General features: G+C 72.4%; 26 protein-coding genes. 16 read left to right on the top strand and 10 right to left on the bottom strand.

What is annotated here, in order from left to right; translation table 11 throughout:
• Positions 1 to 14: 14 nt before the first annotated feature.
• Complete coding sequence (locus ACIRL2_RS13500) at positions 15 to 1,184, bottom strand: LLM class flavin-dependent oxidoreductase (RefSeq protein ID WP_402232073.1); 1,170 nt, start codon at positions 1,182 to 1,184, stop codon at positions 15 to 17.
• Positions 1,185 to 1,245: 61 nt separating this feature from the next.
• Between ACIRL2_RS13500 and ACIRL2_RS13495 the strand changes: the two genes are divergently transcribed.
• From ACIRL2_RS13495 to ACIRL2_RS13485, 3 genes are all read left to right on the top strand, one after another.
• Entirely contained in the window at positions 1,246 to 2,121 is an 876-nt protein-coding gene (locus ACIRL2_RS13495; protein WP_402232071.1) for a PaaX family transcriptional regulator C-terminal domain-containing protein, read from the top strand.
• Between the two features lie 206 nt (positions 2,122 to 2,327).
• Positions 2,328 to 2,714, top strand: coding sequence for an ArsR/SmtB family transcription factor (locus ACIRL2_RS13490; RefSeq protein ID WP_395867061.1), 387 nt, complete (start codon positions 2,328 to 2,330; stop codon positions 2,712 to 2,714).
• Complete coding sequence (locus tag ACIRL2_RS13485) at positions 2,711 to 3,769, top strand: cation diffusion facilitator family transporter (RefSeq protein ID WP_402232069.1); 1,059 nt, start codon at positions 2,711 to 2,713, stop codon at positions 3,767 to 3,769. The genes ACIRL2_RS13490 and ACIRL2_RS13485 overlap by 4 nt, the downstream gene beginning before the upstream one ends.
• Before the next feature lie 90 nt (positions 3,770 to 3,859).
• Here ACIRL2_RS13485 and ACIRL2_RS13480 read toward each other — a convergent pair whose 3' ends face one another.
• The 6 genes from ACIRL2_RS13480 to ACIRL2_RS13455 all read right to left on the bottom strand — a co-directional run bounded on the left by ACIRL2_RS13480 (position 3,860) and on the right by ACIRL2_RS13455 (position 10,256).
• Complete coding sequence (locus ACIRL2_RS13480; protein ID WP_395867445.1) at positions 3,860 to 4,594, bottom strand: type 1 glutamine amidotransferase; 735 nt, start codon at positions 4,592 to 4,594, stop codon at positions 3,860 to 3,862.
• A complete protein-coding gene (locus tag ACIRL2_RS13475) occupies positions 4,594 to 5,883 on the bottom strand; it encodes a MurT ligase domain-containing protein (protein WP_395867065.1) in 1,290 nt (429 codons plus the stop codon). Before ACIRL2_RS13475 ends, ACIRL2_RS13480 begins: the two co-directional genes overlap by 1 nt.
• A gap of 230 nt (positions 5,884 to 6,113) precedes the next feature.
• On the bottom strand, positions 6,114 to 6,794 hold the full coding sequence (locus tag ACIRL2_RS13470) for a uracil-DNA glycosylase (protein ID WP_395867068.1): 681 nt from the start codon (positions 6,792 to 6,794) through the stop codon (positions 6,114 to 6,116).
• A gap of 196 nt (positions 6,795 to 6,990) precedes the next feature.
• Complete coding sequence (locus ACIRL2_RS13465) at positions 6,991 to 7,332, bottom strand: hypothetical protein (protein WP_395867070.1); 342 nt, start codon at positions 7,330 to 7,332, stop codon at positions 6,991 to 6,993.
• A gap of 355 nt (positions 7,333 to 7,687) precedes the next feature.
• On the bottom strand, positions 7,688 to 9,175 hold the full coding sequence (locus ACIRL2_RS13460; RefSeq protein ID WP_395867072.1) for a phosphatase PAP2 family protein: 1,488 nt from the start codon (positions 9,173 to 9,175) through the stop codon (positions 7,688 to 7,690).
• 61 nt (positions 9,176 to 9,236) lie between these two features.
• On the bottom strand, positions 9,237 to 10,256 hold the full coding sequence (locus ACIRL2_RS13455; protein ID WP_395867074.1) for an ADP-ribosylglycohydrolase family protein: 1,020 nt from the start codon (positions 10,254 to 10,256) through the stop codon (positions 9,237 to 9,239).
• A gap of 252 nt (positions 10,257 to 10,508) precedes the next feature.
• Here ACIRL2_RS13455 and ACIRL2_RS13450 point away from each other — a divergent pair, with 252 nt between their 5' ends.
• Both ACIRL2_RS13450 and ACIRL2_RS13445 read left to right on the top strand, forming a co-directional pair.
• On the top strand, positions 10,509 to 10,904 hold the full coding sequence (locus tag ACIRL2_RS13450; protein ID WP_395867076.1) for a VOC family protein: 396 nt from the start codon (positions 10,509 to 10,511) through the stop codon (positions 10,902 to 10,904).
• Between the two features lie 165 nt (positions 10,905 to 11,069).
• Positions 11,070 to 12,284 carry an acyl-CoA dehydrogenase family protein gene (locus tag ACIRL2_RS13445; RefSeq protein WP_395867078.1) on the top strand — a complete coding sequence of 405 codons (1,215 nt, stop codon included), beginning with the start codon at positions 11,070 to 11,072 and terminating at the stop codon, positions 12,282 to 12,284.
• Positions 12,285 to 12,372: 88 nt separating this feature from the next.
• Here ACIRL2_RS13445 and ACIRL2_RS13440 read toward each other — a convergent pair whose 3' ends face one another.
• From ACIRL2_RS13440 to ACIRL2_RS13430, 3 genes are all read right to left on the bottom strand, one after another.
• A complete protein-coding gene (locus ACIRL2_RS13440) occupies positions 12,373 to 12,621 on the bottom strand; it encodes a hypothetical protein (RefSeq protein ID WP_395867080.1) in 249 nt (82 codons plus the stop codon).
• On the bottom strand, positions 12,618 to 12,944 hold the full coding sequence (locus tag ACIRL2_RS13435; RefSeq protein WP_402232065.1) for a DUF6247 family protein: 327 nt from the start codon (positions 12,942 to 12,944) through the stop codon (positions 12,618 to 12,620). Before ACIRL2_RS13435 ends, ACIRL2_RS13440 begins: the two co-directional genes overlap by 4 nt.
• A gap of 129 nt (positions 12,945 to 13,073) precedes the next feature.
• Complete coding sequence (locus ACIRL2_RS13430; protein WP_395867084.1) at positions 13,074 to 13,232, bottom strand: hypothetical protein; 159 nt, start codon at positions 13,230 to 13,232, stop codon at positions 13,074 to 13,076.
• A gap of 259 nt (positions 13,233 to 13,491) precedes the next feature.
• Between ACIRL2_RS13430 and ACIRL2_RS13425 the strand changes: the two genes are divergently transcribed.
• The 11 genes from ACIRL2_RS13425 (at position 13,492) to ACIRL2_RS13375 (ending at position 24,976) form a co-directional block, all read left to right on the top strand.
• Positions 13,492 to 13,713, top strand: a complete 222-nt coding sequence (locus ACIRL2_RS13425) for a hypothetical protein (protein WP_020555717.1) — start codon at positions 13,492 to 13,494, stop codon at positions 13,711 to 13,713.
• A gap of 85 nt (positions 13,714 to 13,798) precedes the next feature.
• Entirely contained in the window at positions 13,799 to 15,001 is a 1,203-nt protein-coding gene (locus ACIRL2_RS13420) for a cation:proton antiporter (protein WP_395867086.1), read from the top strand.
• Positions 15,002 to 15,274: 273 nt separating this feature from the next.
• On the top strand, positions 15,275 to 16,618 hold the full coding sequence (locus ACIRL2_RS13415; RefSeq protein WP_395867088.1) for a salicylate synthase: 1,344 nt from the start codon (positions 15,275 to 15,277) through the stop codon (positions 16,616 to 16,618).
• A complete protein-coding gene (locus ACIRL2_RS13410; RefSeq protein ID WP_395867090.1) occupies positions 16,618 to 17,664 on the top strand; it encodes a ketoacyl-ACP synthase III family protein in 1,047 nt (348 codons plus the stop codon). Before ACIRL2_RS13415 ends, ACIRL2_RS13410 begins: the two co-directional genes overlap by 1 nt.
• Positions 17,665 to 17,667: 3 nt before the next feature.
• Entirely contained in the window at positions 17,668 to 19,335 is a 1,668-nt protein-coding gene (locus tag ACIRL2_RS13405; RefSeq protein ID WP_402232061.1) for a (2,3-dihydroxybenzoyl)adenylate synthase, read from the top strand.
• A gap of 7 nt (positions 19,336 to 19,342) precedes the next feature.
• Positions 19,343 to 19,672, top strand: coding sequence for a phosphopantetheine-binding protein (locus tag ACIRL2_RS13400; protein ID WP_402232059.1), 330 nt, complete (start codon positions 19,343 to 19,345; stop codon positions 19,670 to 19,672).
• The gene (locus tag ACIRL2_RS13395; RefSeq protein ID WP_395867096.1) at positions 19,669 to 21,162 is read left to right on the top strand and encodes an amidohydrolase family protein; all 1,494 of its coding nucleotides are present in this window, start codon (positions 19,669 to 19,671) and stop codon (positions 21,160 to 21,162) included. The genes ACIRL2_RS13400 and ACIRL2_RS13395 overlap by 4 nt, the downstream gene beginning before the upstream one ends.
• A 10-nt stretch (positions 21,163 to 21,172) precedes the next feature.
• Positions 21,173 to 21,943: a 2,3-dihydro-2,3-dihydroxybenzoate dehydrogenase gene (locus ACIRL2_RS13390; protein ID WP_395867098.1), complete on the top strand. Its 771-nt coding sequence runs from the start codon at positions 21,173 to 21,175 to the stop codon at positions 21,941 to 21,943.
• A 47-nt stretch (positions 21,944 to 21,990) separates the two neighbouring features.
• Positions 21,991 to 22,659 carry an isochorismatase family protein gene (locus ACIRL2_RS13385; protein ID WP_402232057.1) on the top strand — a complete coding sequence of 223 codons (669 nt, stop codon included), beginning with the start codon at positions 21,991 to 21,993 and terminating at the stop codon, positions 22,657 to 22,659.
• A complete protein-coding gene (locus tag ACIRL2_RS13380) occupies positions 22,656 to 24,581 on the top strand; it encodes an anthranilate synthase family protein (RefSeq protein WP_395867102.1) in 1,926 nt (641 codons plus the stop codon). The genes ACIRL2_RS13385 and ACIRL2_RS13380 overlap by 4 nt, the downstream gene beginning before the upstream one ends.
• A complete protein-coding gene (locus ACIRL2_RS13375; protein WP_402232055.1) occupies positions 24,578 to 24,976 on the top strand; it encodes a YdeI family protein in 399 nt (132 codons plus the stop codon). Before ACIRL2_RS13380 ends, ACIRL2_RS13375 begins: the two co-directional genes overlap by 4 nt.
• Positions 24,977 to 25,063 lie beyond the last annotated feature (87 nt).

The raw sequence follows: 25,063 nt of genomic DNA, 5'->3' as shown, positions 1-25,063 counted from the left end.
ACGAACGGGTGGATTCAGGAGGCGGCGGGCGGTGTCATCGCCGCCACGACCGCTTGGCGCAGCGCGCCGATGAAGCGCTCGCTGTTCTCGTTCGCCCAGGCCATCGAGGCCTGCCGGGGCAAGTTGGCGCCGGTGAAGTGCGGCACGACGTACTCGGCGAACAACTCGTAGCTGCGCCGCTTGTCCGCGGGGCGCGCGATCGGCAGGTCGAGCAGGAGCAGCGTGCCGAAGCCGCCGGAGTGCTCGGCCATCGCGGTGATGCGTTCGATCGCCTGCGCGGGTGTGCCGATCATCGCGACGCCGAAGGTCGGGAAGCCCTCGCCGGTCCACTGCGCGACGGCCTGCCGGGCGGTCGCGCCCCAGGGCATGGTCATCGCGGACAGTCCCTGGATGTAGTCGACGAGGTGGTGCACGCCGTACTCGGCCTGCTCGCGCGCGGCCTCGGTGGTCTCCGCGAGGTGCATCGGCACCACCAGCCGCCAGCGCTCGCGGTCGGCGACATGGCCGTGCTCGGCGCAGGTCTTCGCGTACACGTCCCAGTTCGTGGCCAGAGCGGCGAGGCCCGACGGGTCGGCGGCGGCGAGCGAGAGCAGACCCATGCCGTGGGTGCCGGCCTGTACCGACCCGGACGGCGAGACGGTGGAGGCGCACACGGTCTCGATCCCGTCGCGGGAGTACGGGGCCAGGTGCAGCCGGGCCTGGTCCAGGGTGAACCAGTCGGTCTTCATGGTCACCGTCTCGCCGCGCAGCAGTGGCACGATCGCGGCCAGCGCCTGGGCCATCATGCTCCGCTGGCGCATCGGGTCGATGCCCATCATGAAGGCGTCCGAGGCCAGTTGGCCGGGGCCGGAGCCGAACATCACCCGTCCGCGCGCTTGCAGGTCCAACTGCACGATGCGGTCCGCCAGGACCAACGGGTGGTGGTACGGCAGCGAGTTGACGCCGGTACCGAGTCGGATCCGGGTGGTGCGTTCGGCGGCGGCGGCGATGAACACCTCGGGCGAGGCGATCGTCTCGTACCCGGCCGAGTGGTGCTCGCCGATCCACGCCTCCTCGAAGCCGAGCGCGTCCAGGTGCTCGACCAGGTCGAGGTCCCGGCGCAGTTGCAGCGCGGGGTTGCCGTCGATGCCGTGGTAGGGGGCGATGAAGGCGCCGAAGCGGGTCGGGGGAGCGGCTGCGGACACGAGTGGAACCCTTCATAGGAACGTAGGACACAAGAACATGCTTGAATGAGTTATGTCCTACATGGAGGATGACGAGGAAACAAGGGGCGACGGCCGCACGGCGCCGCGCACCCGGCGCACCGCCGGCGGCGGGCCCAGTGCGCGCACGTTGTTGTTGACCGTGCTGGGGGAGTACGTGCGCTGGCCCGGGCACGACGGCGTGTGGTCGCCGACGGCGGTGGCCGCGCTCGGCGCGCTCGGTGTGCCGGAGGCGGCGACCCGGCGGGCGATCACCCGGCTGACGCAGGAGGGCTGGCTGTCGGCCCGGGCGCAGGGGCGCTACACCCGGCTGACCCTCGCGCCGTCGTTGTACCGGCTGCTCACCGGGTGGACCGAGCGGCTGTCCCGGGCGACGCGCGAGACGCCCTGGTCGGGGCAGTGGCAGCAGTTGCTCCTGCGGCCGCCGGCGGCACTGCGCGAGGCGCGCGCGGTGGTCGAGGAGCAGCTCGCGTTCGAGGGCTTCGGCGATCTGGGCCGAGGGGTGTGGATCGCGGCGGACCCGGGCGGGGTGGACGCGCTGCGGGCGCTGATCGACGAACGCGGCCTGACCGGGCACGCGACCTGGATGACCTCCACCGTGTGCGACGCGGCGCGCGAACGGGCCCTGGTCGACCAGGCGTGGGACCTGAGTGCGGTACGGGCGGACCTGGAGGCGTTCGTGAACCGATTCACCGATGCCCGGGCGGGCGCCGACGAGGAGGCTTTCGAGCTGCGCACCAGGCTGGTGCACGCGTGGCGGCTGACCTTCGAACGCGACCCGCGGCTGCCCGCGGCGCTGCTGCCGGCGGACTGGCCGGGACCGGCCGCGAGCGACCTGTTCGTGGCCACGTGGCGGCGGGTCCACGAGCCGGCGCAGCGGTGGTGGGCGCACCTGGATCGGGATCCGCGAACGGGCTGACGTTCCCCCGAATGGACCTCGTTCCGGCCGGCGCCCCACCGGTCGGGGCGAGGTCCGTCGTCGTTTTCGTCTCGCCCGGCGGCGCGGTGCACTTGCGAAGGGATACCCCCACCCCCTACCTTCTTCTCATGCTCGTATGAAGAGCTGTTCAGACGTTACGATGTCCGAGTCGATGCGATGGCGGACGTGATCGTGGAGGTGACCCGGTGGCGCAGCCGGTGAACGCGGATCTGGTGGACTCGGTGCGGTCGCGGCTGCCCGACGGCCCCCATCTGGCCGAGACCGCGGACGTGTTCGCGCTGCTGGGCGATCCCGGGCGGCTGACCCTGCTGGTCGCGCTGCTGGAGGGCGAACTGTGCGTACGCGACCTGGCCGCCGCGTGCGGGCAGGGCGAGTCGGCGGTCTCGCACCAGCTTCGGCTGCTGCGCGCGCACCAGGTGGTGACGGTGCGCCGGGAGGGCCGATTGGCCTACTACCGGCTCGCGGACGCCCACGTACGCCTGCTCCTGGACGTGGCGCTGGCGCACATCGGCCACGCCCCCGCCACCGATCACACCGGCTGCGCGAGCGAGATTCCCGGAGGGATTTCATGACCACCCGCGAGCACGACCACGCCCCGGGCGCACCCGGGTCCGCCGCGCCGGCCGGCGAGTCGTACGGTGCCCATGCCGCCCCCGACGGCCACGACGGCCACGACCACGGGGGATCCGGGCACGCGGGTCACTCCCACGGTGTGGCCCCGGACGCGGACCGGCGCTACCTGACCGCCGCACTCGTGCTGATCGGCGCGTTCATCGTGGTCGAGGTCATCGTCGGCATCCTGGCGAACTCGCTCGCGCTGATCACCGACGCCGGACACATGGTCACCGACGCGTTCGCGATCGGCCTCGCGCTGGTCGCCATGCGCCTCGCGGCCCGACCCGCGCGCGGGCGCTGGACGTACGGATTCAAGCGCGCCGAGATCCTGTCCGCGCAGATCAACGGCATCACGTTCCTGGTACTCGCGGTGTGGTTCACCTACGAGGCGGTCCGCCGGTTGATCTCGCCGCCCGACGTCGAGGGCGCGCTGGTGATCGTCACCGCCGCGGTCGGCATCGTGATCAACGTGATCGCGGCGTGGCTGATCTCGCGGGCCAACCGCTCCAGCCTCAACATCGAGGGGGCCTACCAGCACATCCTGAACGACCTGTGGGCGTTCATCGCGACGCTGATCTCCGGCATCGTGGTGCTGAGCACCGGCTTCGCCCGGGCCGACGCGATCGCGTCGCTGATCGTCGCGGCGCTGATGCTCAAGTCCGGGATCGCGCTGGTCCGCGAGTCGTGGCGGATCTTCCTGGAGGCGGCCCCCGCCGGCATCGAGCCGGACTCGGTCGGCAGCGACCTGGCCTCGGTCGAGGGCGTCACCGAGATCCACGACCTGCACATCTGGACCATCACGTCCGGCTTCCCGGCGCTGTCCGCACACGTCCTGGTCGAGCCCGGCGACGACTGCCACCGAGTGCGCGACCGGCTTCAGGAACGGCTGCGCGAGCGGTACGCGATCACCCACACCACGCTCCAGGTCGACCACGCCGACCCGGCGGTGCTGGCGATCGGCACGACGCGGGGGCACTGCGAGGACCCGCACGGGGCGGTGCACACGCCCTGACGGGTGGGGCGGACGGCCGAGGGGCCCGGGTACCGATCGGTACCCGGGCCCCTCGGCATGTTCCCTGGTGCTCGGTTCGAGGCGGCCTGCTCAGTTCGAGGCGGCGGCCCGGACCGTGCGCAGGCGCTCGGAGCGCAACTGCTCGTGCCAGTGGTCCCCCAGCGGGGTCAGCGGAACGCCGGTTGCCCAGGTGAGCAGCAGGTCGGCGAGCGCCGGGTTGCGCGACATCACCGGCCCGTGCATGTACGTGCCGATCACCCGACCCGCGTAGGCGCCCTCGGTGCCGTCGCCGGTCCCGTTCCCGTTGCCGTGGGTGACCCTGGCCAGCGGCTTGGCGCCGGGGCCCACGTAGGTGACGCCCTGGTGGTTCTCGAAGCCGGAGAGCACCGGCAGGCCGAGCGCCGGGTCGACCTCGGCCAGCACCTCGCCGACGCAGCGCTTGCCGGGCGCGCCCCGGCCGGAGCGTACGTCCAGCAGACCCAGGCCCGCCTCGGGCTGGTCCAGGTCGTCGATGAACTCGTTGCCGATGATCTGGTATCCGGCGCACACCGCGAGCAGCGCGGCGCCGGCGCCCACGGCGGTGGCCAGTCCCGGGTCGCGGCGCAGCCGCTCGGCGGCCAGGCGCTGCGGCCGGTCCTCGCCGCCGCCGATCAGGTAGATGTCACCGGAGGTGGGCACGGGCTGGTCGGAGCGCACGTCCACGCGCTCGACCTCGATGCCGCGCATCAGCGCGCGCCGCTCCACGATCAGCGCGTTGCCCTGGTCGCCATATGTGCTGAGCAGGTCCGGGTAGATCCAGACCAGGCGCAGCCTGCTCTCACCGATCATGCCTGTGCCGCTTCCTTGATCGTCTTGCGAAGCTGTTGGAACGCCGTGTAGTTGGCGATGACCTCGATCTGGCCGGGCGGCGAGGCGGCGACCGCCTGGGCGAGCGTCTCGAAGACCTGGAATTGCAGGCCCGCGACCTCCAGTCGGACGGCCAGGTCGAGCCGACGCTGGCCGAGCACGAACAGCGGGCGGCCGGCGAGCTGGGTGAAGTCGACGTCCCAGATCCACGAGGTGTCCTTGCCGTCCGCGTCGAGCGCGTTGACGGACAGGATCACCGGGGTGGGCGGCGGGTCGATCAGCGAGAACGTCTCGACCCAACCGGCCGGGTTCTTCGCGAGCAACAGGCGCAGCTTGCGACCCAGGTAGTCGACCACGTCGTAGCGGCCGGCGACGGCGGTGACGTGCTTCATCCGCTCCAGGGCCGCGTCCACGGGCACCCCGAACAGCGACGCGACGGCCGCGGCGGTGACCGCGTTGGCCCGGTTGGCGCGGCCGGGGAGCTGGAGGTGCAGTGGCCACACCTGCCCGTCCGGGTCGACCATGCGATCCCCGGCCAGCGACCAGGTCGGCGAGGGACGGCGGAAGTCGCACTCCGAGCAGAACCAGTCGTCGCCCGGACGCTGCATCACGCCGCCGCACTGCGGGCAGGACCAGGAGTCCTCCTGCCAGGTCTGCCCGGCGGCGACCCACAACACGTCCTTGCTGGAGGAGGCGGCCCACACGATCAGCGGGTCGTCCGCGTTGGCGACCACGATCGCGTCGCGCCCGCGCAGGCCCTCGCGCCACTTCTCGGCGAGCATCCGGGTCTCGGCGGCGCGGTCGAGCTGGTCGCGGGAGAGGTTGAGCAGCGCGATGGCGACCGGGTCGGAGTCGCGGGCGACACCGGCGAGATACTTCTCGTCGACCTCGATCACGCCGTAGCGGGCCTCGGCGCCGGCGCCCGCGAGCGCGGAGGTGATTCCGGCCGGCATGTTCGCGCCCAGCGCGTTGGACACCACGGGACCCGCCGCGCGCATCGCCTCGGCGACGAGGCGGGTGGTGGTGGTCTTGCCGTTGGTCCCGGAGATCAGCACCACCTGCAGGTCCACCGACAACTGCGCGAGCAGGTCCGGAGCGAGCCGCAGCGCGAGCTTGCCGCCGATGACCGAACCGCTGCCCTTGCCGGCGCGTCGCGAGATGGCCGCGGTCACCCGACTCGCGGTGATCGCCAGTTTGGAACGCGGCGGCAACGCCTTGGGGGAGCGCTGCGGCGCACCCCCCTGGCCGGGAACGCTATTGCCTGACATCGAAGAAGGTTCCTCCAAGCGACGGCCCCGACCGGCGGTGGCCCATGACCGGTTGTACCGGCCGCCACCCTATAGGCGTGGACGCGCGGGGTGGTTGTCGTGGTTGCGCCCTGTCCGGGTCGCGAGGGTGTGTCCGCCCACACCCGCGCCTCGCGTGGGTCGGGGTTTCGCGGCGGGTGGGCGTGCGCGCTCCGGGCGTGTGGCCCGGAGCGCGGGTTGGTGCTTTGGGGTTACGGAAGGCGCCAGTCGATCGGTTGTGCCCCCTGGGCCACCAGCAGGTCGTTGGTGCGGGAGAAGGGGCGGGAGCCGAAGAAGCCGCCGGCGGCGGACATCGGGGAGGGGTGGGCCGACTCCACCACCGCCGCGCCGGGGCCCAGCAGCGGCCGGGCGTTGCGGGCGTCGCGGCCCCACAGGATGGACACCAGCGGAGTGCCGCGCGCCGCGAGGGACTTGATCGCCTGCTCGGTGACCTCTTCCCAGCCCTTGCCGCGGTGGGCGGCGGGGCGACCGGGGGCGGTGGTCAGCGCGCGGTTGAGCAGCAGCACACCCTGGGAGGCCCACGGGGTCAGGTCGCCGTTGGTCGGCATCGGCAGGTCCAGGTCGCGGTTCATCTCGGTGAAGATGTTGATCAGCGAGCCCGGCAACGGCCGTACCTCGGGGGCGACCGCGAAGCTCAGTCCCACCGCGTGTCCGGGGTTGGGATAGGGGTCCTGACCCACGATCAGAACCCGCACATCCGCGAACGGCTGCGTGAACGCCCGCAACACATTCGCGCCCGCGGGCACGTAACGCCGCCCCGCGGCGATCTCTCCTCGCAGGAAGTCGCCCATGGCGGCCACACGGCCCGCCACCGGTTCCAGGGCCTTCGCCCATCCTGCCTCGACAATTTCGCCCAACGGCCGTGCCACCATGGGAGTTGAGCATAGGGCAAACGGGTGACACCCCCTGCCGTAGAGGCGTTGCGCGGGCACTCCCTGGCACGGGCCGGGTTCGTGCCGCGCCGCCGGCCCGGATTCGCCCGGACGCGGTCGGGCCCGGGTGCCCGCGGTTCGCCGGCCGGGCGGCCGAGGCGATCCGCCTCGCCGCACCCGGACCGGCAGCCGCGGGCTACTCGATCAAGCCCGTCACGATGTCCCAGGCATCCTCGGGGTCCGAGCCGGCCAGGGACAGGGCCACCGCCGCCTCGCACGCGGCCAACGCGAAGACCGCGCCCACCCACGTGCGTTCCGCGGGGGTCAGGCGGCGCCACTCGATCGCGCCGCCGGCCCCGTCGACCAGATCCGAGGCCACCACGAGCCAGCCCCACTCGGCACTGCCCCGGCCGGCCGCGAGGGCGCGCAGTACGCCCGTGCCCAGCAGGACATCCCGCGCGCCGAGGCCGCGGCCCAGCAACGACGCCTCCCGGGCCGCGGTGGGCCGCAACCACACCCCACCGCGCGGAGCCACCATGGACACCACCCCGGCGGCGACTCTTCCCGCCGCCAATATCGCCGCCATACGTCCGGCCGACCCGGATATCGCCCCCGAAACCGCCACCACTGCCCCTTATCGACAACAGCTCGCATCCCCCCGGCCCATCGACCGGCGGCCCACACCGTAGCGGTGCCCCGAATCACGGGCCTCGCACCCCCACCACGCACGGGACCCCCGTTCCGGTTTCCGTTCCGGGCGCCCTCCGGGCCTGCCGGGACAAGTCGACGGCAAGCCGGGCGAGTTCGGCCGCAGGTACACGGGCGGCGTGGTGAGGCGGTCGGTGCGGGCGGGGCGGGGTGTGCGGCGTGGTGGCGGCGTGGGCGATGCGGGGTCAGTCGCGAACCGCGCCGTCCGGGCGGTAGACCATCAGGCGGCGGCCCTTGGCGACGCGCAGTTGCGAGGCGCCGGGGCGGACCTCGCCGTCGACGGCGAGTTCGGCGCCCTCCTGGATCTCGGAGAGCCTGACCGTGCGGGCCGTGGAGGCCTCGTACACGCGCGAGGTGCCCAGGGTGCCGGACAACACCGCGGCCACCAGGCGGGTGCGGGCCAGCGGGCGGGAGGCGTCCACGATGCGTACGTCGAGCAGGCCGTCGGTGAGGTCGGGGCGGTAGGTGGGGGCGAAGCCCTCCGGGGCGTACTGGCCGTTGCCCAGGAACAGCAGCCACAACGAGCGCGGCCGACCGTTGACCCGCATCTTGACCGGACCCGCGTCCCGGAGCACCCGGACCAGGCCCACCAGCATGGCCGGCCACTTGCCGATCTTGCCCTCCAACTCCTCGCGGAAGCGCACCAGATCGGGGTAGACGCCGAGCGAGAAGGTGTTCAGGAAGAGCTCGGGACCCAATTCCTCGCCGTCGTCGGAGAACGGGTGCGAGTGGTCGCGCTGCAACTCGGCGACGTCCACCAGCACCGCCTCGCCCGCCGAGAGCGCCATCACGGTGTCCTCCAACCGGGTCAGGCCCAGGTCGCCGGCGAAGTGGTTGAGCGTGCCGGCGGGGAAGACCGCGAGCGGCATGCCCCGGTCGAGCGCGATCCGCGCGGCGCAGTTCACACTGCCGTCGCCGCCCGCGACGCCCAACACCCGCGCCTCCCGGGCCGCCTCGCACAGCAGCGCGACCAGGTCGCCGTTCTGGCCGCGCTCGACCACCTTGGCCCCGGGCAGGAGTTCGCGCAGGCGCTGGGCGGTGTCGCCCTCGGGGCCCGCCGAGCGGTTGACCACGACCACCAGGCCGTCGCCCTCGCCCAGCGCCGGCACCTTCCCGCGCGGCTGCGGCGCGGACGCGGCCTCCACCGGCCGGGTCGGCCACCAGCGCAGCGTCACCGCGGCCAGACCCGCGCCGAGCGCCGCGCCCGCGAGCACGTCACCCGGGTAGTGCACGCCCGTGTACACCCGGGAGAAGGCCACCGAACCGGCCAGCGCGCCGGCCGCCACGCCCAGCGGACGCGACTCCAACGCGACGCCGGTGGCGAAGGCCGCCGCGGACGCCGCGTGCCCCGAGGGGAACGAGGTCGTCCACGGCTGCCGGCTCAGCCGGCGGGCGATCGGTACCGCGTCTATCACCGGCCGGGGCCGGCGCACCCAGCTTTTGAGGACCACATTGGTCACGGTCGACGCCAGCGCCACCGAACCCAGCCCGCGCAATGCCGCCCGGCGCCCGCTGCGTCCACCGGAAAGCGCCATCCCCGCACCGGTCACCGCCCACAGGCGCGAATGGTTCGCCGCGCGCGACAAGGCGGGCAGCGCCTTGTTCGCCCACGGCACATGATGCGTTGCCACCCACGCGAAGGCCGCCCGGTCGGCGGCATGGATCTTTCCCATGGCGCCATCACTACCCGCAAGCGCTCCCGACCCGCAAGCGCTCGGCACACCGCGACCCATGTCACATACGGAGGGCCTCGGACACCTCGGACAGTTCGGCCCGATACTCGATGCGATCGAGCCACTCGGCGGGCCAACCGTCCAGGCCGTGTACGGCGCCGATCATCGCGCCCGCCAGCGCGGCGATCGAGTCCGAGTCGCCGGAGGTGGCCGCGGCCCGGGCGAGCGCCGACCTCGGGTCGTCCGGGTACAGCGCGACGCACAACACCGCCGTGGCCAGCGCCTCCTCCGCGATCCACCCGGCGCCGGTGATGCGGCACGGGTCCGATCGTCGATCGCGCTCCGACAGGGCCCGCTCCAGCCGGGTCAGCACGCCCAGGCATTCGTCCCAGCCGCGCGCGATGAAGCCCTCCGGGGTGTCCGCGAACGGACCACGCCACAGGCCCTCGCCGAGCCAGTCGGCCCGATAGACCTTGCGCTGCGCCTCGGCGTGCGCGCGCAGGTACCCGGGCAGGTCGCCGATGGAGACCCCGACGCGCAGCGCGTGCACGGCGGTCGCGGTCAGGTCCGAGGCGGCCAGCGCGGTGGGGTGGCCGTGGGTGACGGCCGCCTGGAGTTGCGCCGCGCCGCACCGGTCGGCCTCGCCGAGGGCGTCGACCAGGCCCAGCGGGGTGACCCGCATATTCGCGCCGCAGCCCTTGGAGCCGCGTCGGGTCGCGTCGAGCCAGGTTCGGCCGGCGGCCAGCTCCGCGCACGCGGACATACACGTGTGCCCCGGCGCGCGGGTGTTGTCCGGGGAGTCCCACCAGGTCAGGAAGTGGTGGATCACCAGCGGCGCGAACCGCTCGGCGGTCAACGCGCCACCGTCCGCGCGCGCGTCGATCAGCGCGTGCGCCACCGCCAGGCCCATCTGGGTGTCGTCGGTGACCAGGGCCGGCGTGCCCTCCAGATCCAGCGGGCCGGGCAGTTCGTACCGCCGCACGATCTGTGCGTAGGACAGGAACTCCGTCGGCGCGCCCAACGCGTCCCCGTACGCCAGGCCGAACATGCTCCCGCGCACGCGCTCCGCGTTCCCCACCATGTGGCACCACCCTTCGTCGAGCACCAGCCTGCCGGCCCGACGATCATCGCCCGGATCTTTTTCCGGTTCGGCTCGATGCGGCCGGCGCGGGGCGGTGCCGGGCACGCCGGCGCGCGGGGCGCGGGCCGACGTGGCGGGTCGAGAACGGCGGGCCGAGGTGGCGCGTGGGGACGGTGCGTCCGGGCGGCCCGCCGGGTGAGGCGCCCGTTCGGTGAGGGTTCGGAATCGGCGGCCCGGGGCGAAGCTGAGGGCATGGACGTACTCTCCGGTCGCATCCTGCTGCGGCCCACCGATCTCGAACGCTCGCTGGTCTTCTACCGCGATGTGCTCGGACTCGCGATCGCCCGCGAGTTCGGGACCGGGATCCATCGCGGGACCGTGTTCTTCCTCGGCGGAGGCTTCCTGGAGGTCTCCGGCAGCGCGTCCGCGGTCGGGCCGGGGTCCGAGGATCTGCGACTGTGGCTCCAGGTACGGGATCTGGTCGCCACCCACAAGGAACTCCTGGGCAAGGGCGCCACCGTGCTGCGCGAGCCGCGCCGCGAGGCGTGGGGGTTGGACGAGATGTGGATCGCCGATCCGGACGGCGTGCGGATCTGCGTGGTGCAGGTTCCGGACGAGCATCCGATGCGCTTTCGACCCGGGATCTGACGGGTCGTCCGAAGCGGTGGCGGGAGTCGTCGCGGATCGCCCCGCGAGGCGGTCGCGAACCCCGATCGGCCGGTGGTCCCGGGCCCCTTGACGCTCTCGGGTGGCGACGACACACTCAAGCTACCAGCCGGTAACAATTCGACGATGCCCGGGGGCCCGCCACCCATGACCGCCTTCAACCTCGCCCTGAACGAGGACCAGACCACCATCCGCGACTGGGTGCACACCTTCGCCGCCGACACCATGCGCCCGGCCGCCGCCGAGTGGGACGAGCGCGAGGAGACCCCCTGGCCGATCATCCAGGAAGCCGCCAAGGTCGGACTGTACTCCCTCGACTTCTTCACCACCCAGGCCTTCGATCCCACCGGGCTGAGCATGCCGCTGATCATGGAGGAACTCTTCTGGGGCGACGCCGGGTTGGGCCTGGCGCTGACCGGCACCGCGCTCGCCGCGGCCGGCCTGGTGGCCAACGGCACCCAGGAGCAGATCATCACGTGGGCGCCGGAACTGTTCGGCACCGCCGACGACATCCGGGTCGCCGCGTTCTGCTCCTCCGAGCCCAACGCCGGCTCCGACGTCTCCTCGATGCGCACCCGCGCCGTCCACGACGAGGCCACCGGCGACTGGATCCTCAACGGGGTCAAGACCTGGGCCACCAACGGCGGCATCGCGCACGTGCACGTCGTGGTCGCCACCACCGACCCCGCCCTGGGCTCGCGCGGTCAGGCGAGCTTCGTGATCCCGCCGAACACGCCCGGCCTGTCCCAGGGCCAGAAGTTCAAGAAGCACGGGATCCGCGCGTCGCACACCGCCGAGGTGGTGCTGGACAACGTGCGCGTCCCCGGCGACTGCCTGCTCGGCGGCAAGGAGAAGCTGGACGAACGGATCGCGCGGGCCAAGGCGGGTACGTCCGGGCGCTCGAACGCGGCGATGGCCACCTTCGAGTCCTCCCGCCCGGCGGTGGCCGCCCAGGCGGTGGGCATCGCGCGCGCCGCCTACGAGGTGGCCCTGGAATACGCGCAGGTCCGCGAGCAGTTCGGCCGGCCGATCATCGACAACCAGGGCGTCGCGTTCACCATCGCCGACATGCGCACCCGGATCGACGCGGCCCGACTGCTCACCTGGCGGGCCTCGTGGATGGCGGCGACCAACCAGCCGTTCACCGCGGCCGAGGGCTCGATGTCCAAGCTGTACGCCGGAGAGACCGCCAAGTGGGTGACCTCCGCCGCGATGCAGATCCTCGGCGGCAACGGATACACCCGCGAGTACCCGGTCGAGCGCATGCACCGGGACAGCGCGATCTACACGATCTTCGAGGGCACCAGCGAGATCCAGCGACTGGTCATCGCGCGGACGTTGGCGGACGTGCCGATTCGCTGACGCGGGGCTACCGGGCGCCGCGAGGCGTCGCGTCACTCGGCCCGAGGCACGGGTCGGGTGTCGCGACGGTCGCCCGTGAATCGCCGGTTCAGCCGGTCCAGACCACGTTCATCACGGTGACCCGGACGCGGCTGTCCTCGATGACGAACGTGATGAAGCCGAAGGAGCCGAACGGGGCCTCGCGCATGGTCTTGAGGCCGCTGTGCATTCGGCCGCCGACCGCCCAGGGGTCGCGCTCCAGCGCACTTTCCAGGGTGTTGAGCGCGCCGATCGCGCTGGTGGGCAGGGTTGCCTTCTGGCGGGCGGCGGGCGCGTCGTACACCACCAGGCAGCTCATGCGCGCCTGGTTTGGGCGGCGGGCACGGTTTCCAACCGCTCGCCCGCGTGCAGTCGGGCGGACCGTTCGACAACCCGCTCGTAGTCGCCGGTGCGTCGGAGGATGAGATGGCGCTGCCAGCCGGCCAGGACATCGGCCAGGGCGGCGAGTTGTCCGGTGCCATGAGCGTGGTCGAGCGCGCCGGCGAACTCGCGCTCGAACTCGACACGCGCGTCCTCGGGCAACTCGGCGCGGATCTCGGCGGGCGACGGCCAGCGGGCGCCGCCGACGCGGATGACGAGATCGGCGGTGCGGGGCGCGGGAACGGGAAGCTGCTCGTCCATGTACTGAGCGTGCCGGCCCGGCCGGACCGCGCGGTAGTCGGCGCGTGCGCGTCGGGCGTACGCCCCGCGTCGTTGGGCGCGCGCCGCGCGCGACCCCGGATGCGACGGTCCGACCGGGCTCGGCCCGGGTCAGCGCATCGGTGCCGGTTGTGGTTCGGGTTCCGGCTCGTCCGGGACCGGCGGCCGGCCCGGGTCCGGCGGCAGCGGCTCGGGGCCGGGTTCCGGCAGCGGGTGCGGGCTGGGCATCGGCGGGACCGGGGGCAACGGGTCCGGCCACGGATCGGTCACGGTAACCTCCTGGCGAGGCGGGGTCCGGACGAGTCCGGACACGTCGCGGCGGCGACGTCACTTTCCGAATACCCCGCCGGCGCCGGACCACCGCCCGCGGTGGTCGTCCGGGGCGCGGACATCCGACGCCCCCATGACGCCCACACAAACCGTGTCGAACCGGGGTCGTGCCCGAGGAAGCTCGACACCCGGGGGAAGAGGGCCGACCATCCCCCGGTTGCACCTAATCTGAAGGCCCTCGTTCGAACAGGAGAACCTCATGGGCGGCCAGGTCCCGATCAGCGAAACCCCCCTCCCGGGCATCGGTACGCAGTACACCCTGTCCACCGTCGCGGGCCGGGCCATCTCCGTGGTCGCCGGCCGGGACGGCGTGCGTCGGATCGCCTTCTACAACGTCGACGACCCCGACGCGTGCGGCCCGGGCGTGCGGCTGACCCGCGCCGAGGCCGTCGCGCTCGCGGAACTGCTCGCCGAGGACTGACCCACCCGCCCGCGGACCCCCCTCAACCCGCGGTTCGAGCCGCAGACCGTCCTGCCCCTTCGAACACCGCGAGCACAACCCACCCATGCACCCGGCAACACTGCTCATCGAACTCGGCGCCATCATCCTGGGCCTGTCCATCCTCGGCCGGGTCGCGACCCGGATGGGGATGTCGCCCATTCCCTTCTACCTCCTCGGCGGCCTCGCCTTCGGCCACGGCGGCGTGCTCGACCTGTCACAGAGCGACAACTTCATCGAGATCGGCGCCGAGATCGGCGTCGTCCTGCTCCTGCTGCTGCTGGGCCTGGAATACACGGCCGGCGAACTGGTCACCAACCTGCGCGCCGCCGCGCCCGCCGGAGCGATCGACGCGCTGCTCAACGCGGTGCCCGGCTTCGTGGCCGGCCTGCTGCTCGGCTGGGGGCCCACCGCCGCGCTCGCACTGGCCGGCGTCACCTGGATCTCCTCGTCCGGGGTGATCGCGAAGGTACTCGGCGACCTGGGCCACCTGGGCAACCGGGAGACCCCGGTGGTGCTGTCCGTGCTGGTCATCGAGGACCTCGCGATGGCGCTCTACCTGCCCATCCTGACCGCGCTGCTGGCCGGCGTCGGACTGCTCGGCGGCTCGCTCACCGTGGCCATCGCGCTGGGCACGATCAGCATCGTGCTCTTCCTCGCGCTCCGGCACGGCGGCCGGATCTCCAAGGCGCTCTCCAGCGAGGAACCGGAGTTCCTGCTGCTGGGCGTGCTCGGCCTGACCCTGTTGGTCGCCGGCATCGCGGACAAGCTGCAAGTGTCCGCCGCCGTCGGCGCCTTCCTGGTCGGCATCGCGATCTCCGGCGACGTCGCCGAACACGCGCAGACCCTGCTCGCGCCACTGCGCGACCTGTTCGCGGCCGTCTTCTTCGTGTTCTTCGGTCTGTCCACCGACCCCGGCGCGCTGCCCGGCGTACTGCTGCCCGCCGCCGCCCTGGCGCTGATCACCGCGCTGACCAAGATCGCCACCGGCTACTGGGCCGCCGCCCGCGCGGGCATCGCCAAACCCGGCCGCTACCGGGCGGGCGGTGCGCTGGTCGCGCGCGGCGAGTTCTCCATCGTGATCGCCGGCCTGGCGGCGACCTCGGGTGTCGAGCCGCGGATGGGACCGTTCGCCGCCGCGTACGTGCTCATCCTGGTGGTGGCCGGCCCCTTCACGGCGCGCTACGCCGAGCCCGTGCTGCGCCGCCTGTTCGGCCCCAAGGCGGTGCCGGCCCCGATCGAGGAGGACGACGACCTGACGCCGCGGTAGCGGCGGACGGTCGGGCCCCTGCCCGGTCCGGGCCGGGGTGGCACACCCCGAGTCGGCGTATCCCCAACGGGATGCGCCGACTTCGCGTTTCGAGAAGAACCCCTTATCGCGGGCTTGTGGTTCCCACCCGGTTACCTCCGTATCGTCGTTGACGGTAACCCAAGGCATCGGTCCGACTCCGGCCCGCCGCGCCCCCGCCGCCGTCCCGCCCGCGGCCGTGCGCGTCGCGGTCGTCGACGCGCGATCCCGACCGCTACGAGAGGACGCCCGCAGATGAGTCCCACCAGGTGGCTGCACTACTTCGAGACGCAGATCCCGCTCGCCGAGGAGCCGCTGCTCGTCGCGGCCCGACTGGCCGGCTCCGGCCTGCACGCGTCCTACGTGGTCTACGAGAATGGCGGCACGTGGTCGTACGCGGGCGGGGTGCGGGCCGAACTCACGCTGGACCGGCACGGCGCCAGGCTGAGCCGAGAGCACGAGCCGGACATCGTGCTGCCCTGGGACGACCGGCCGCTGGACCTGGTGTCCCGACTCCTGGACACCGTGACGGTGCCCGAGTGGCGCGCGTACGGCTGGGCGGCCTTCGAACTGTCCTACGCCAAGGACGGCGACCTCACGCACGTCGGCGACGAGCGACTGCTGCACCTGGTGGTGCCGCGCGCCGAGGTCCGACTGGAGGAGGGGCACGCGCTGTTGCGCGCGGTCGACCAGGAGACGCTGAGCGCCCTGATGACCACGATCGACACACCGGTCGCGGGATCCGCCGAGCCGGCCCGACCGCTGGACGTGCACGGCCGGGGCGAGTTCGAGTACCGCGAGGCGGTCAAGCTCGCGGTGGACGAGATCAACCACGGCGACCTGCACAAGGTGATCCTCTCCCGGGTGGTCGACGTGGACGAGGACATCGACCTGATCGCCACCTACGTGACCGGCCGGCGGAGCAACAACCCGGCCCGCTCGTTCCTGCTCGACCTCGGCGGCATCGAGGCGATCGGCTTCAGTCCGGAGATCGTGGTCAAGGTGTCCGCGGCGGGCACCGTGGTCAGCCAACCGCTGGCGGGCACCCGCGCGCTGACCCCCGACCTGCTCGTCAACGAGGGCCTGCGCGCCGACCTGCTGGCCTCCGCGAAGGAGGTCTACGAGCACGCGATCTCGGTCAAGACCGGGACCGACGAACTCGAGGACGTGTGTGTGGAGGGCAGCGTGTCGGTGCCCGAGTTCATGACCGTACGCGAGCGCGGCAGTGTGCAGCACCTGGCTTCCCGGGTGTCCGGGCAACTGGCGCCGGGCGCGGGCATCTGGGACGCCTTCGCCGCCGTCTTCCCGGCGGTGACCGCGTCCGGCGTGCCCAAGGACGCCGCGTACACCTCGATCCGCCGACACGAGCCCGGCGCGCGCGGTCTGTACAGCGGCGCGGTGCTCACGGTGGACCACACCGGCGAACTGGACGCGGCCCTGGTGCTGCGCAGCGCCTACCGCAAGGACGGGCACACCTGGCTGCGCGCGGGCGCCGGCATCGTCGGCCACTCGACGCCGGAACGGGAGTTCGAGGAGACCTGCGAGAAGTTGGAGAGCGTGGCGCGCTACCTGGTGCCCGCGCGGGAGGAGGACGCGTGATGAGGTTCCACGAAGACGTGTTCGTCGCGGGCGTGGGCTCGTATCGACCCGACGTGGTGAGCACCGCGTTCGCGGTCGGCGCGTCCTGGTACGACCCGGCGGACCGCGAGGCGTCCGGCATGGAGTCGGTGATGGTCGCCGGGGACCTGCCCGGGCCGGACATGGCGGTGCGGGCGGCCGAGGTCGCGGTGCGCCGATCGGGCCACGATCCGGACGACTTCGGCGCGCTGCTGCACACCGCCACCCACCACCAGGGCCCGGACGGCTGGTCGGCGCCGCACTACGTGCTGCGCAACACGTTGGACCGGCCGATCACCGCGGTCCAGGTGGGGCCGGGTTGTCTGGGTTCGCTGGCCGCGTTGGAGAGCGCCGCGTACCGGCTGCTCGGCAACCCGGACCACGACGCGGTGCTGCTGACCTGCGGAGACAACTTCGGTACCCCGCTGGTGGATCGGTGGCGGGCGTCGAAGTTGTTCCTGCTCGCGGACGGCGGCGCGGCCGCGGTGGTGTCCCGGCGGGCCGGCTTCGCCCGACTGCTGGCCTTCGGGGCGGTGTCGAATCCGTCGATGGAGGAACTGCACCGAGGCGGCGAGAAGCGCTTCCCGCCCGGCATCACCATCGGCCGCTCGCTCAACTTCGAGGAACGCAGCGCCTATTGGCGCGAGCAGTGGGCCAAGGGTGTGGCACCGCCGATGGGGCACTTCGGTGACGTGGTGGCCGATACGGTCGAGCGCACGCTGGCCGAGGCCGGCCTGGCGTTGGACAAGGTGGCCCGGATCTGCCACTCCGGCTACACCCGGGGCGCGTTGGAGAGCATCTACCTCGACCCGCTGGGCATCGACGACACACGCGGCACCTGGGAGCTCACCCGCACGCTCGGGCACGCCGGTGCGGCGGACCCGTTCATCGGCCTCGAACACGTGTGGACCGGCGGCGAGGTGGTCCCCGGCGATCACGTCCTGCTGTTGTGCGCCGGGCCGGGCATGGAGACCGACTGCGCGGTGCTGGAGATCCTCGCCCCGTACGAGCCCGCGAAGGAGGGCTGACCGATGCCGGACGGATGTGTACCGTGGCCGGCGGAGGTCGCCGCACGCTATCGGCGCGACGGGTTGTGGCTCGGCGTCGACCTCGGCGGCCTGCCCCGGGCCTGGGCCGACGCGCACGGCGACCGCACCGCCCTGGTCGGCGGCGAACGCAGGCTCTCCTACCGCGACCTGGCCGACCGGATCGACCGGATGGCGGCCGGCTTCCACCGGCTGGGCCTGCGTCCCGGCGAGCGGGTGGTGCTCCAGCTGCCCAACGTCGCCGAGTTCGTGATCGTCGCGTTCGCGCTGTTCCGGGTCGGCGTCAAGCCGGTGTTCTCGCTCGCGTCGCACCGTGCCAACGAGATCCGGCACCTGTGCGAGTCGTCCGGGGCGTCGGCATACGTGGTGCCCGATCGTCATCGGGGCTTCGACCACGCCGGTCTCGCGCTCCGCATGCTCGACGAAGTCCCTTGTCTGCGCGCGGTGTTCGTGCACGGCGACCCGCCGCCCGGAGCCGGCGCATCGGTGTTCGCACTGGCGAGCGTGGACGCCGATCCGCTCCCGCTGCCCGCGAACGACCCGGCGGATGTGGCGTTCTTCCTGCTCTCCGGCGGAACCACCGCGCTGCCCAAGCTGATTCCGCGCACGCACGACGACTACGCCTACCAGATCCGGACGGCGGCCGAGGTGTGCGAAGTCGGCCCGGACGAGGTGTACCTGGCCGCGCTGCCGGTGGAGTTCAACTTCACCTGGGGCTGCCCCGGTGTGCTCGGTACGCTCGCGGCCGGCGGCACCGTCGTGTTGGCCGAGGACCCCTCCGCCGACGATTGTTTCCGTGCCATCGAGCGCGAGCGGGTCACCCTCACCTCGGTGGTGCCCACCGTGGCCCGGCTGTGGCTGGAGGCGCTGGAGTGGGGGGCGGCGGACCTGTCGAGCCTGCGGCTGATCCAGATCGGCGGCGCCAAGCTGCCGGTCGAACTGGCCGCCCGGATCGAGCCGGGCTTCGGCTGCCGATTGCAGCAGGTGTTCGGGATGGCCGAGGGCCTGCTCGCGATGTCCCGCCCCGACGACGACGCCGAGGCCGTCCTGACCACGCAGGGCCGCCCGATCTCGGCGGCCGACGAGGTGCGCGTGGTGGACGAGCGGGACGCCGATGTGCCGCTCGGCGCGGTCGGTGAACTGCTCACCCGCGGCCCGTACACGCTGCGCGGCTACTACCGCGCCGACGAGCACAACGGGCGCGCCTTCACCTCGGACGGCTTCTACCGCACCGGCGACCTGGCCCGACTGACCCCGGCCGGGCACCTGGTGATCGAGGGGCGGCTCAAGGACGTGGTGATCCGCGGCGGCGACAAGATCGCCGCCGGCGAGGTGGAGGGCCACCTGCTGAGCTGCGCCGCGGTGGACGCCGCCGCGGTGGTCCCGGTCGCGGACGAGTTCCTCGGCGAGCGCATCCACGCGTTCGTGATCTGCCGGGGCGAACCGCCGACCCTGGCCGACCTCAAGCGGGCCCTGCACGAGCGCGGGCTGGCCGAGTACAAGCTGCCCGACCGGATGGAACACGTCGACGCCTTCCCGCTGACCGCGCTCGGCAAGGTGGACAAGAAGGTCCTCACGGCAGCGGCGAACGACCCGACACTGAGCCGGAATTGGGGACCGGCCGCAACCGTCTCCGAACACCGGGAAGGGTGAACCGGACATGGACGGCACCACCAGCACCAGCACCAGCACTTCCGGCACCACCGGCACGACCGGGACCGCCGGGCCCACCCCCGCTCCGCCGACCTCGGCCGACCTGCGCGAGAGCGTCTCGGCGATGATCGGCACCCCCTCCGGCGAGATCGCCGGCGATGCCAACCTCGTGCTGCTCGGCCTGGGTTCGCTGGAGATGATGCGCCTGGTCACCCGGTGGCGACGGCAGGGCCTGGCGGTCGAATTCCGCGACCTGGCCGCCGAACCGACCATCGACGCGTGGACCGAGCGGTTCGCCGCGGCCGGAGCGAAGGGGCAGCCGGAGGCGGACCGATGAGCGCGCTGTTGATCCGGGGCGGCTGCCTGTATCCGGGAGACACCGGCGCACGGGTGATCCCGGACGGTTCGGTCCTGGTCGAGGCCGGGCGGATCGCCGCGGTCGGGACCACCGCCGATGTCGAGGCCGGCTTGACGCCGGCCCTGCGGGCGGACCTGCGCACGATCGACGCGCGCGGGAAGATGATCCTGCCCGGCTTCGTGAACGCGCACTGGCACGAGATGTTCGCACTGCGGTTCCCGTTCAAGGGGGCCCTGCGACCGCCCGCCGATCGGGACGACAAGCCCGCGTTCATGGCCCTGGGCGGCGACATCCGGCAGATCTCGACCGCCTTCGACGTCTTCCACGATCAGCTCGAACTGCTCACCCCGGACGAGGCGTCGGCCATCGCGCGCTACTCGATGTGGACCCAGTTGCGGTCGGGGACGACCACCCTCGGCGACGTCGGCTCGTTCAACCGGCCCCAGGCGCTGATCGGGGCCGCACGGGACCTGGGCATGCGCTGCGTGGTCAGCACGTGGGCGAGCGACGCGGTGTGCGCGGAGGGCGAGACACGGTTTCGTCGCACCCGTGACGCGGACGACGAACTGCGCCGGATCGAGGACGTGCTGCGCGAGGTCGCGGCCGATCCCGACGGGCTGGTCCGGGCCTGGCCGACCGCGGTCTACGGCACCAACATGAGCGACGAACTCGGCGCCGGGCTGGCAGAGTTGGTGGACCGCTACGACGTTCCGTTCGGCACGCACGTGGGTGCGCTGCGCAACGAGTCCGCGGTCATGCTGGCCTACCACGGCAACACCCCGGTCCGCCGGTTCGCCGAACTCGGGTTGCTGTCCGACCGGTTCATGGCGGTGCACTGCGCGTTCGCGGACGAGGACGAGAGCAAGCTGCTGATCGAGGCGAACGCGCACATCAGCCACTCGCCGGCGAAGTACGGTCCGGCGGGGGAGTCCGCGCTGACCGAGACCCGGGCGATGCCCCGGTTCCGGCGCGCCGGTCTGGACGTCTCGCTGTCCACGGACGGTGCCTCGCTGCCGATCGGCGGCATGGCCGAGGCCATGCGGGCCTGCTGGCAGATGTACAACGAGATGTACGCCGATCCCACCGAGGTGTTGCCCACCGACGCGCTGGCGATGGCCACCCGGCTGCCCGCCCGAGGTCTGGACTGGGCCGCGGAGATCGGCAGCATCGAGGCGGGCAAGCAGGCGGACCTCCAGCTGATCCCGACCGACGACTGGCGCTACCTGCTCAACCCGCGTCCTCTGGAGGCCTTCCTCGCACTCGGCGGATCCACCGACGTGGACACCGTCCTGGTCGCGGGCCGGGTCCTGGTCGAGGGCGGCCGGGCCACCGGCGTCGACGAGGCCGACCTGGAAGCGGAGTACCTGGCGGCGCTCGGCTCGTTCTCGGTGCGCTGCCTGGGCATCGACCCGGACGTGGTGGCCGCGCTCACCGGACGACCCCGGAAATCTCGACGACAGCGGAAATGAGGTGTGCCCGATGCGCGACACGACGGCCCTGGTCACCGGGGCGGCAGGTGGCATCGGCGGTGCGGTGACGCGCGCGCTGGCCGCCGAGGGGATCGCGGTCGCGGCCCTCGACGCGAACGCCGAGGCGCTCGGGCCGCCGGTCAAGGAACTGACCGAGGCCGGACACCGCGTGCGCGGATTCGCCGCCGACGTGCGATCGAGCGCGGACGTGGACGCGGTGGTGGCCCGAATCGAGGACGAACTGGGACCGATCGGCTACCTGGTCAACGCGGCGGGGGTGCTGCGCACCGGCGCCGCGGCCGAACTCTCCGATCAGGACTGGGAGCAGACCTTCGCGGTCAACACGACCGGTGTCTTCCACGTGTGCCGCGCGGTGGCCCGCCGGATGATCCCGCGCGCGAGCGGCGCGATCGTCACGGTGGCCTCCAACGCGGCGGGCACCCCGCGCTGGGACATGGCGGCATACGCGGCGTCCAAGGCCGCGGCGACCGTCTACACCAAGTCGCTCGGCCTGGAACTGGCCGGGCACGGCATCCGGTGCAACGTGGTCGCCCCGGGCTCCACCGACACGCCGATGCTGACCTCGTTGTGGGCGGACGGCGACGCGCGCGCGGCCTCGATCGAGGGCACCGCGGCCACCTTCCGGGTCGGCATTCCGCTCGGCCGACTCGCCCGCCCGCAGGACGTCGCGGACGCCGTGCTGTTCCTGCTCTCCGACCGCGCCGCGCACATCACGCTCCACCAGCTCACGGTCGACGGCGGCGCGGCGCTGGGCAACTGAGCGCGCGCTCCGTCGAGCGTCCCCCACCGCACGAGAAAGGAGGCATCATGGCGATCCCGGCGATCGCGTCCTACCCCATGCCGACCGAGGACGAGCTGCCGCGCAACGTCGCGTCCTGGACGATCGATCCCGCGCGCGCGGTGTTGCTGATCCACGATCTGCAGCACTACTTCATGCGGCCCTTCGACGCGGACCGGGCGCCGATGGCCGACCTGATGGACAACGTCGCCGCGCTGCGGGCCCGGTTCGCCGAATGCGGCGCGCCGGTCGCGTACACCGCGCAACCCGGCGGGATGAGCGACGAACAGCGCGGCCTGCTCAAGGACTTCTGGGGCCCGGGGATGACCGCCGAGCCCGGGCAGCGGATGATCCCGGACCGGATCGCGCCGAACGCGGCGGACACCGTGTTCACCAAGTGGCGGCCCAGCGCGTTCTTCCGCACCGGCCTGCTCGACCTGCTGCGCGCGCAGGGCCGGGATCAGTTGGTGATCTGCGGCGTCTACGCGCACGTGGGCATCCTGATGACCGCGCACGAGGCCTTCTCGCACGACATCGAGACCTTCGTGGTGGCCGACGCGGTGGCCGACTTCTCGCCGGAGTACCACCGGATGGCGCTGGACTATCTGGCGTCCCGGTGCGCGGTGACGGTGTCCACCCGGGTCGCGTTGTCGACGGCGACGGCGACGGCGACGACGTCGGGCGGAGCCAAGCGATGACCGGCCCGCCGCCCGGCCCGTCCGTCCTGGATCGCATCCTGGCGCCGGACCCACCGCCGTTCGCGTTGTTGCACCGGCCGGGCGCGGCCGGGCCCGAGCGGATCGACGTACTGCTCGGGCGGATCACCGAGCCGGACCGGATCGCGGACATCCCGCTGCCGCCGGCCGGTGGTCGCGGCCGGCACGAGACGCTGGCCGTGCTGCCGTATCGGCAGATCGGCGAGCGGGGCTACGACTTTCCCGACGACGGCGCACCGCTGCTGGCGATGACCGTCCTGGAGCAGGACGCGGTGTCCGTCGCGGAGATCCTCGATCGGCTGCCGGACGGGCCGATCGAGCTGGGCCGGGGCGGTTTCGACGCCGACGACGAGCAGTACGCGGACACGGTGCGCACGGTGCTCGCGGAGGAGATCGGGCGCGGGACCGGCGCCAACTTCGTGATCAAGCGCTCGTTCCGGGTGGAGATCGGCAACTGGTCGCCGCATACCGCCTTGGCCTTCTTCCGTCGGTTGCTGGGGCGCGACCCGGGCTCCTACTGGACGTTCGTGATCCACACCGCCGGCCGTACGTTCGTGGGCGCCTCGCCGGAGCGGCACATCAGCCTGGACGCGGGCACCGTGGTGATGAATCCGATCAGTGGCACGTATCGGTATCCGGACGGTGGGCCGGACCTGGGCGAGGTGCTGGACTTCCTCGCCGACGAGAAGGAGGCCGGCGAGCTGTACATGGTGCTCGACGAGGAACTCAAGATGATGGGCCGGGTGTGCGACCTCGGTGGTCGGGTGGTGGGCCCGCGGTTGAAACGCATGGCGCGGCTGGCCCACACCGAATACCTGATCGAGGGCCGCAGTTCGCTGGACGTGCGGGACATGTTGCGCGAGACGATGTTCGCGCCGACGGTCACCGGCGGCCCGTTGGAGAGTGCGTGCCGGGTGATCGCGCGGCACGAACCGGCCGGGCGCGGCTACTACGCGGGCGTGGTCGCGTTGATCGGGCGGGACGCGCACGGTGGTCGGGCGATGGACTCGGCGATCCTGATCCGTACGGCGGATGTCGACCCGGCGGGTCGGTTGCGGATCGCGGTCGGCGCGACGCTGGTGCGTGATTCGGATCCGGTCTCGGAGGCGGCGGAGACCCGGGCCAAGGCGGCGGGCCTGCTGGAGGCGTTGCGCGGCCCGGTGGGCGGTGCGGTCGGCAGACCGGTCGGAACCGGCGCCGATATCGGCGAACATCCGGACGTACGACGGGCGTTGGCGGCGCGGAACCTGCCGCTGGCCGGCTTCTGGTTCGCCGGGCCGGGGGAACGCACCCGGCCCGAACCGAGGTTGGCGGGTCGTACCGTGCTGGTGATCGACGCCGAGGACACCTTCACCTCGATGGGGCGGCACCTGTTGGCCGCGCAAGGGTTGCTGGTGACCGTTCGGCGGTTCGACGAGGACTATCGCCTGGACGAGCACGACCTGGTCATCGTGGGCCCCGGCCCCGGGGACCCTCGGGATCACGCGCATCCCAAGATCGCCCGGATCCGGGAGGTGACCCGCACGCTGCTGGCGGCGGACACGCCGTTCCTGTCGGTGTGTCTGGCCCATCAGGTGCTGAGCACGATGCTCGGGCTGGACATCGTGCGCAATCCACTGCCGAATCAGGGCACGCAACGGACCGTCGACTGCTTCGGGCGGGCCGAACGGGTCGGGTTCTACAACACGTTCGCGGCATTGAGCCCGAGCGATTCGATCCGGTGCGCGGCGCGGGACGGTGCGGTCGAGGTGTTTCGCGACCCGGGCAGTGGCGAGGTGCATGGGCTGCGCGGGCCGGGGTTCGCTTCGGTGCAGTTCCATCCGGCTTCGGTGTTGACCGATCACGGGGCCGAGATTCTGGGTGAGTTGTTGGGCGATCTGGCGGAGGGGAAGGTGCGCACGTGAGCGGCGACGACGGCGAGGAGACCCTGTACTTCGCCTCGGCCGAGGAGTTCGGCGCCTGGATGGAGGCGAACCACGCCGACTCGGACGGGGTGTGGGTGGCGTTGGCGAAGAAGGGCACGTCGGAGCCGTCGGTGACCCAAGGACAGGCGTTGGACGTGGCGTTGTGTTACGGGTGGATCGACGGCAAGGCGTTCTCCGGCGGTACGCCGGAGGGGTGGTGGGCGCAGCGGTACACCCCGCGCCGGGCGCGGAGCAACTGGTCGAGGATCAATTGCCGGCGGGCGGAGAAGTTGATCGAGCGCGGGCGGATGCGGGCGGCGGGGTTGGCGCGGATCGAGGCTGCGAAGGCGGAGGGGCGTTGGGTCGCGGGTTCGCCTGCGGCGGGCTCTGGTTGAGGGGTGGCCTCAAGCGCCGGCCGGGCTGTTTGGCCTCATGCGCCGGCCGGGCTGGTTGTGCTCAAGCGCCGCACGGGCTGGGTGGCC

Source organism: Embleya sp. NPDC127516 (assembly GCF_044765325.1).
Taxonomy (GTDB): Bacteria; Actinomycetota; Actinomycetes; order Streptomycetales; family Streptomycetaceae; genus Embleya.
This window is presented reverse-complemented; position numbering and strand designations above follow the sequence as displayed.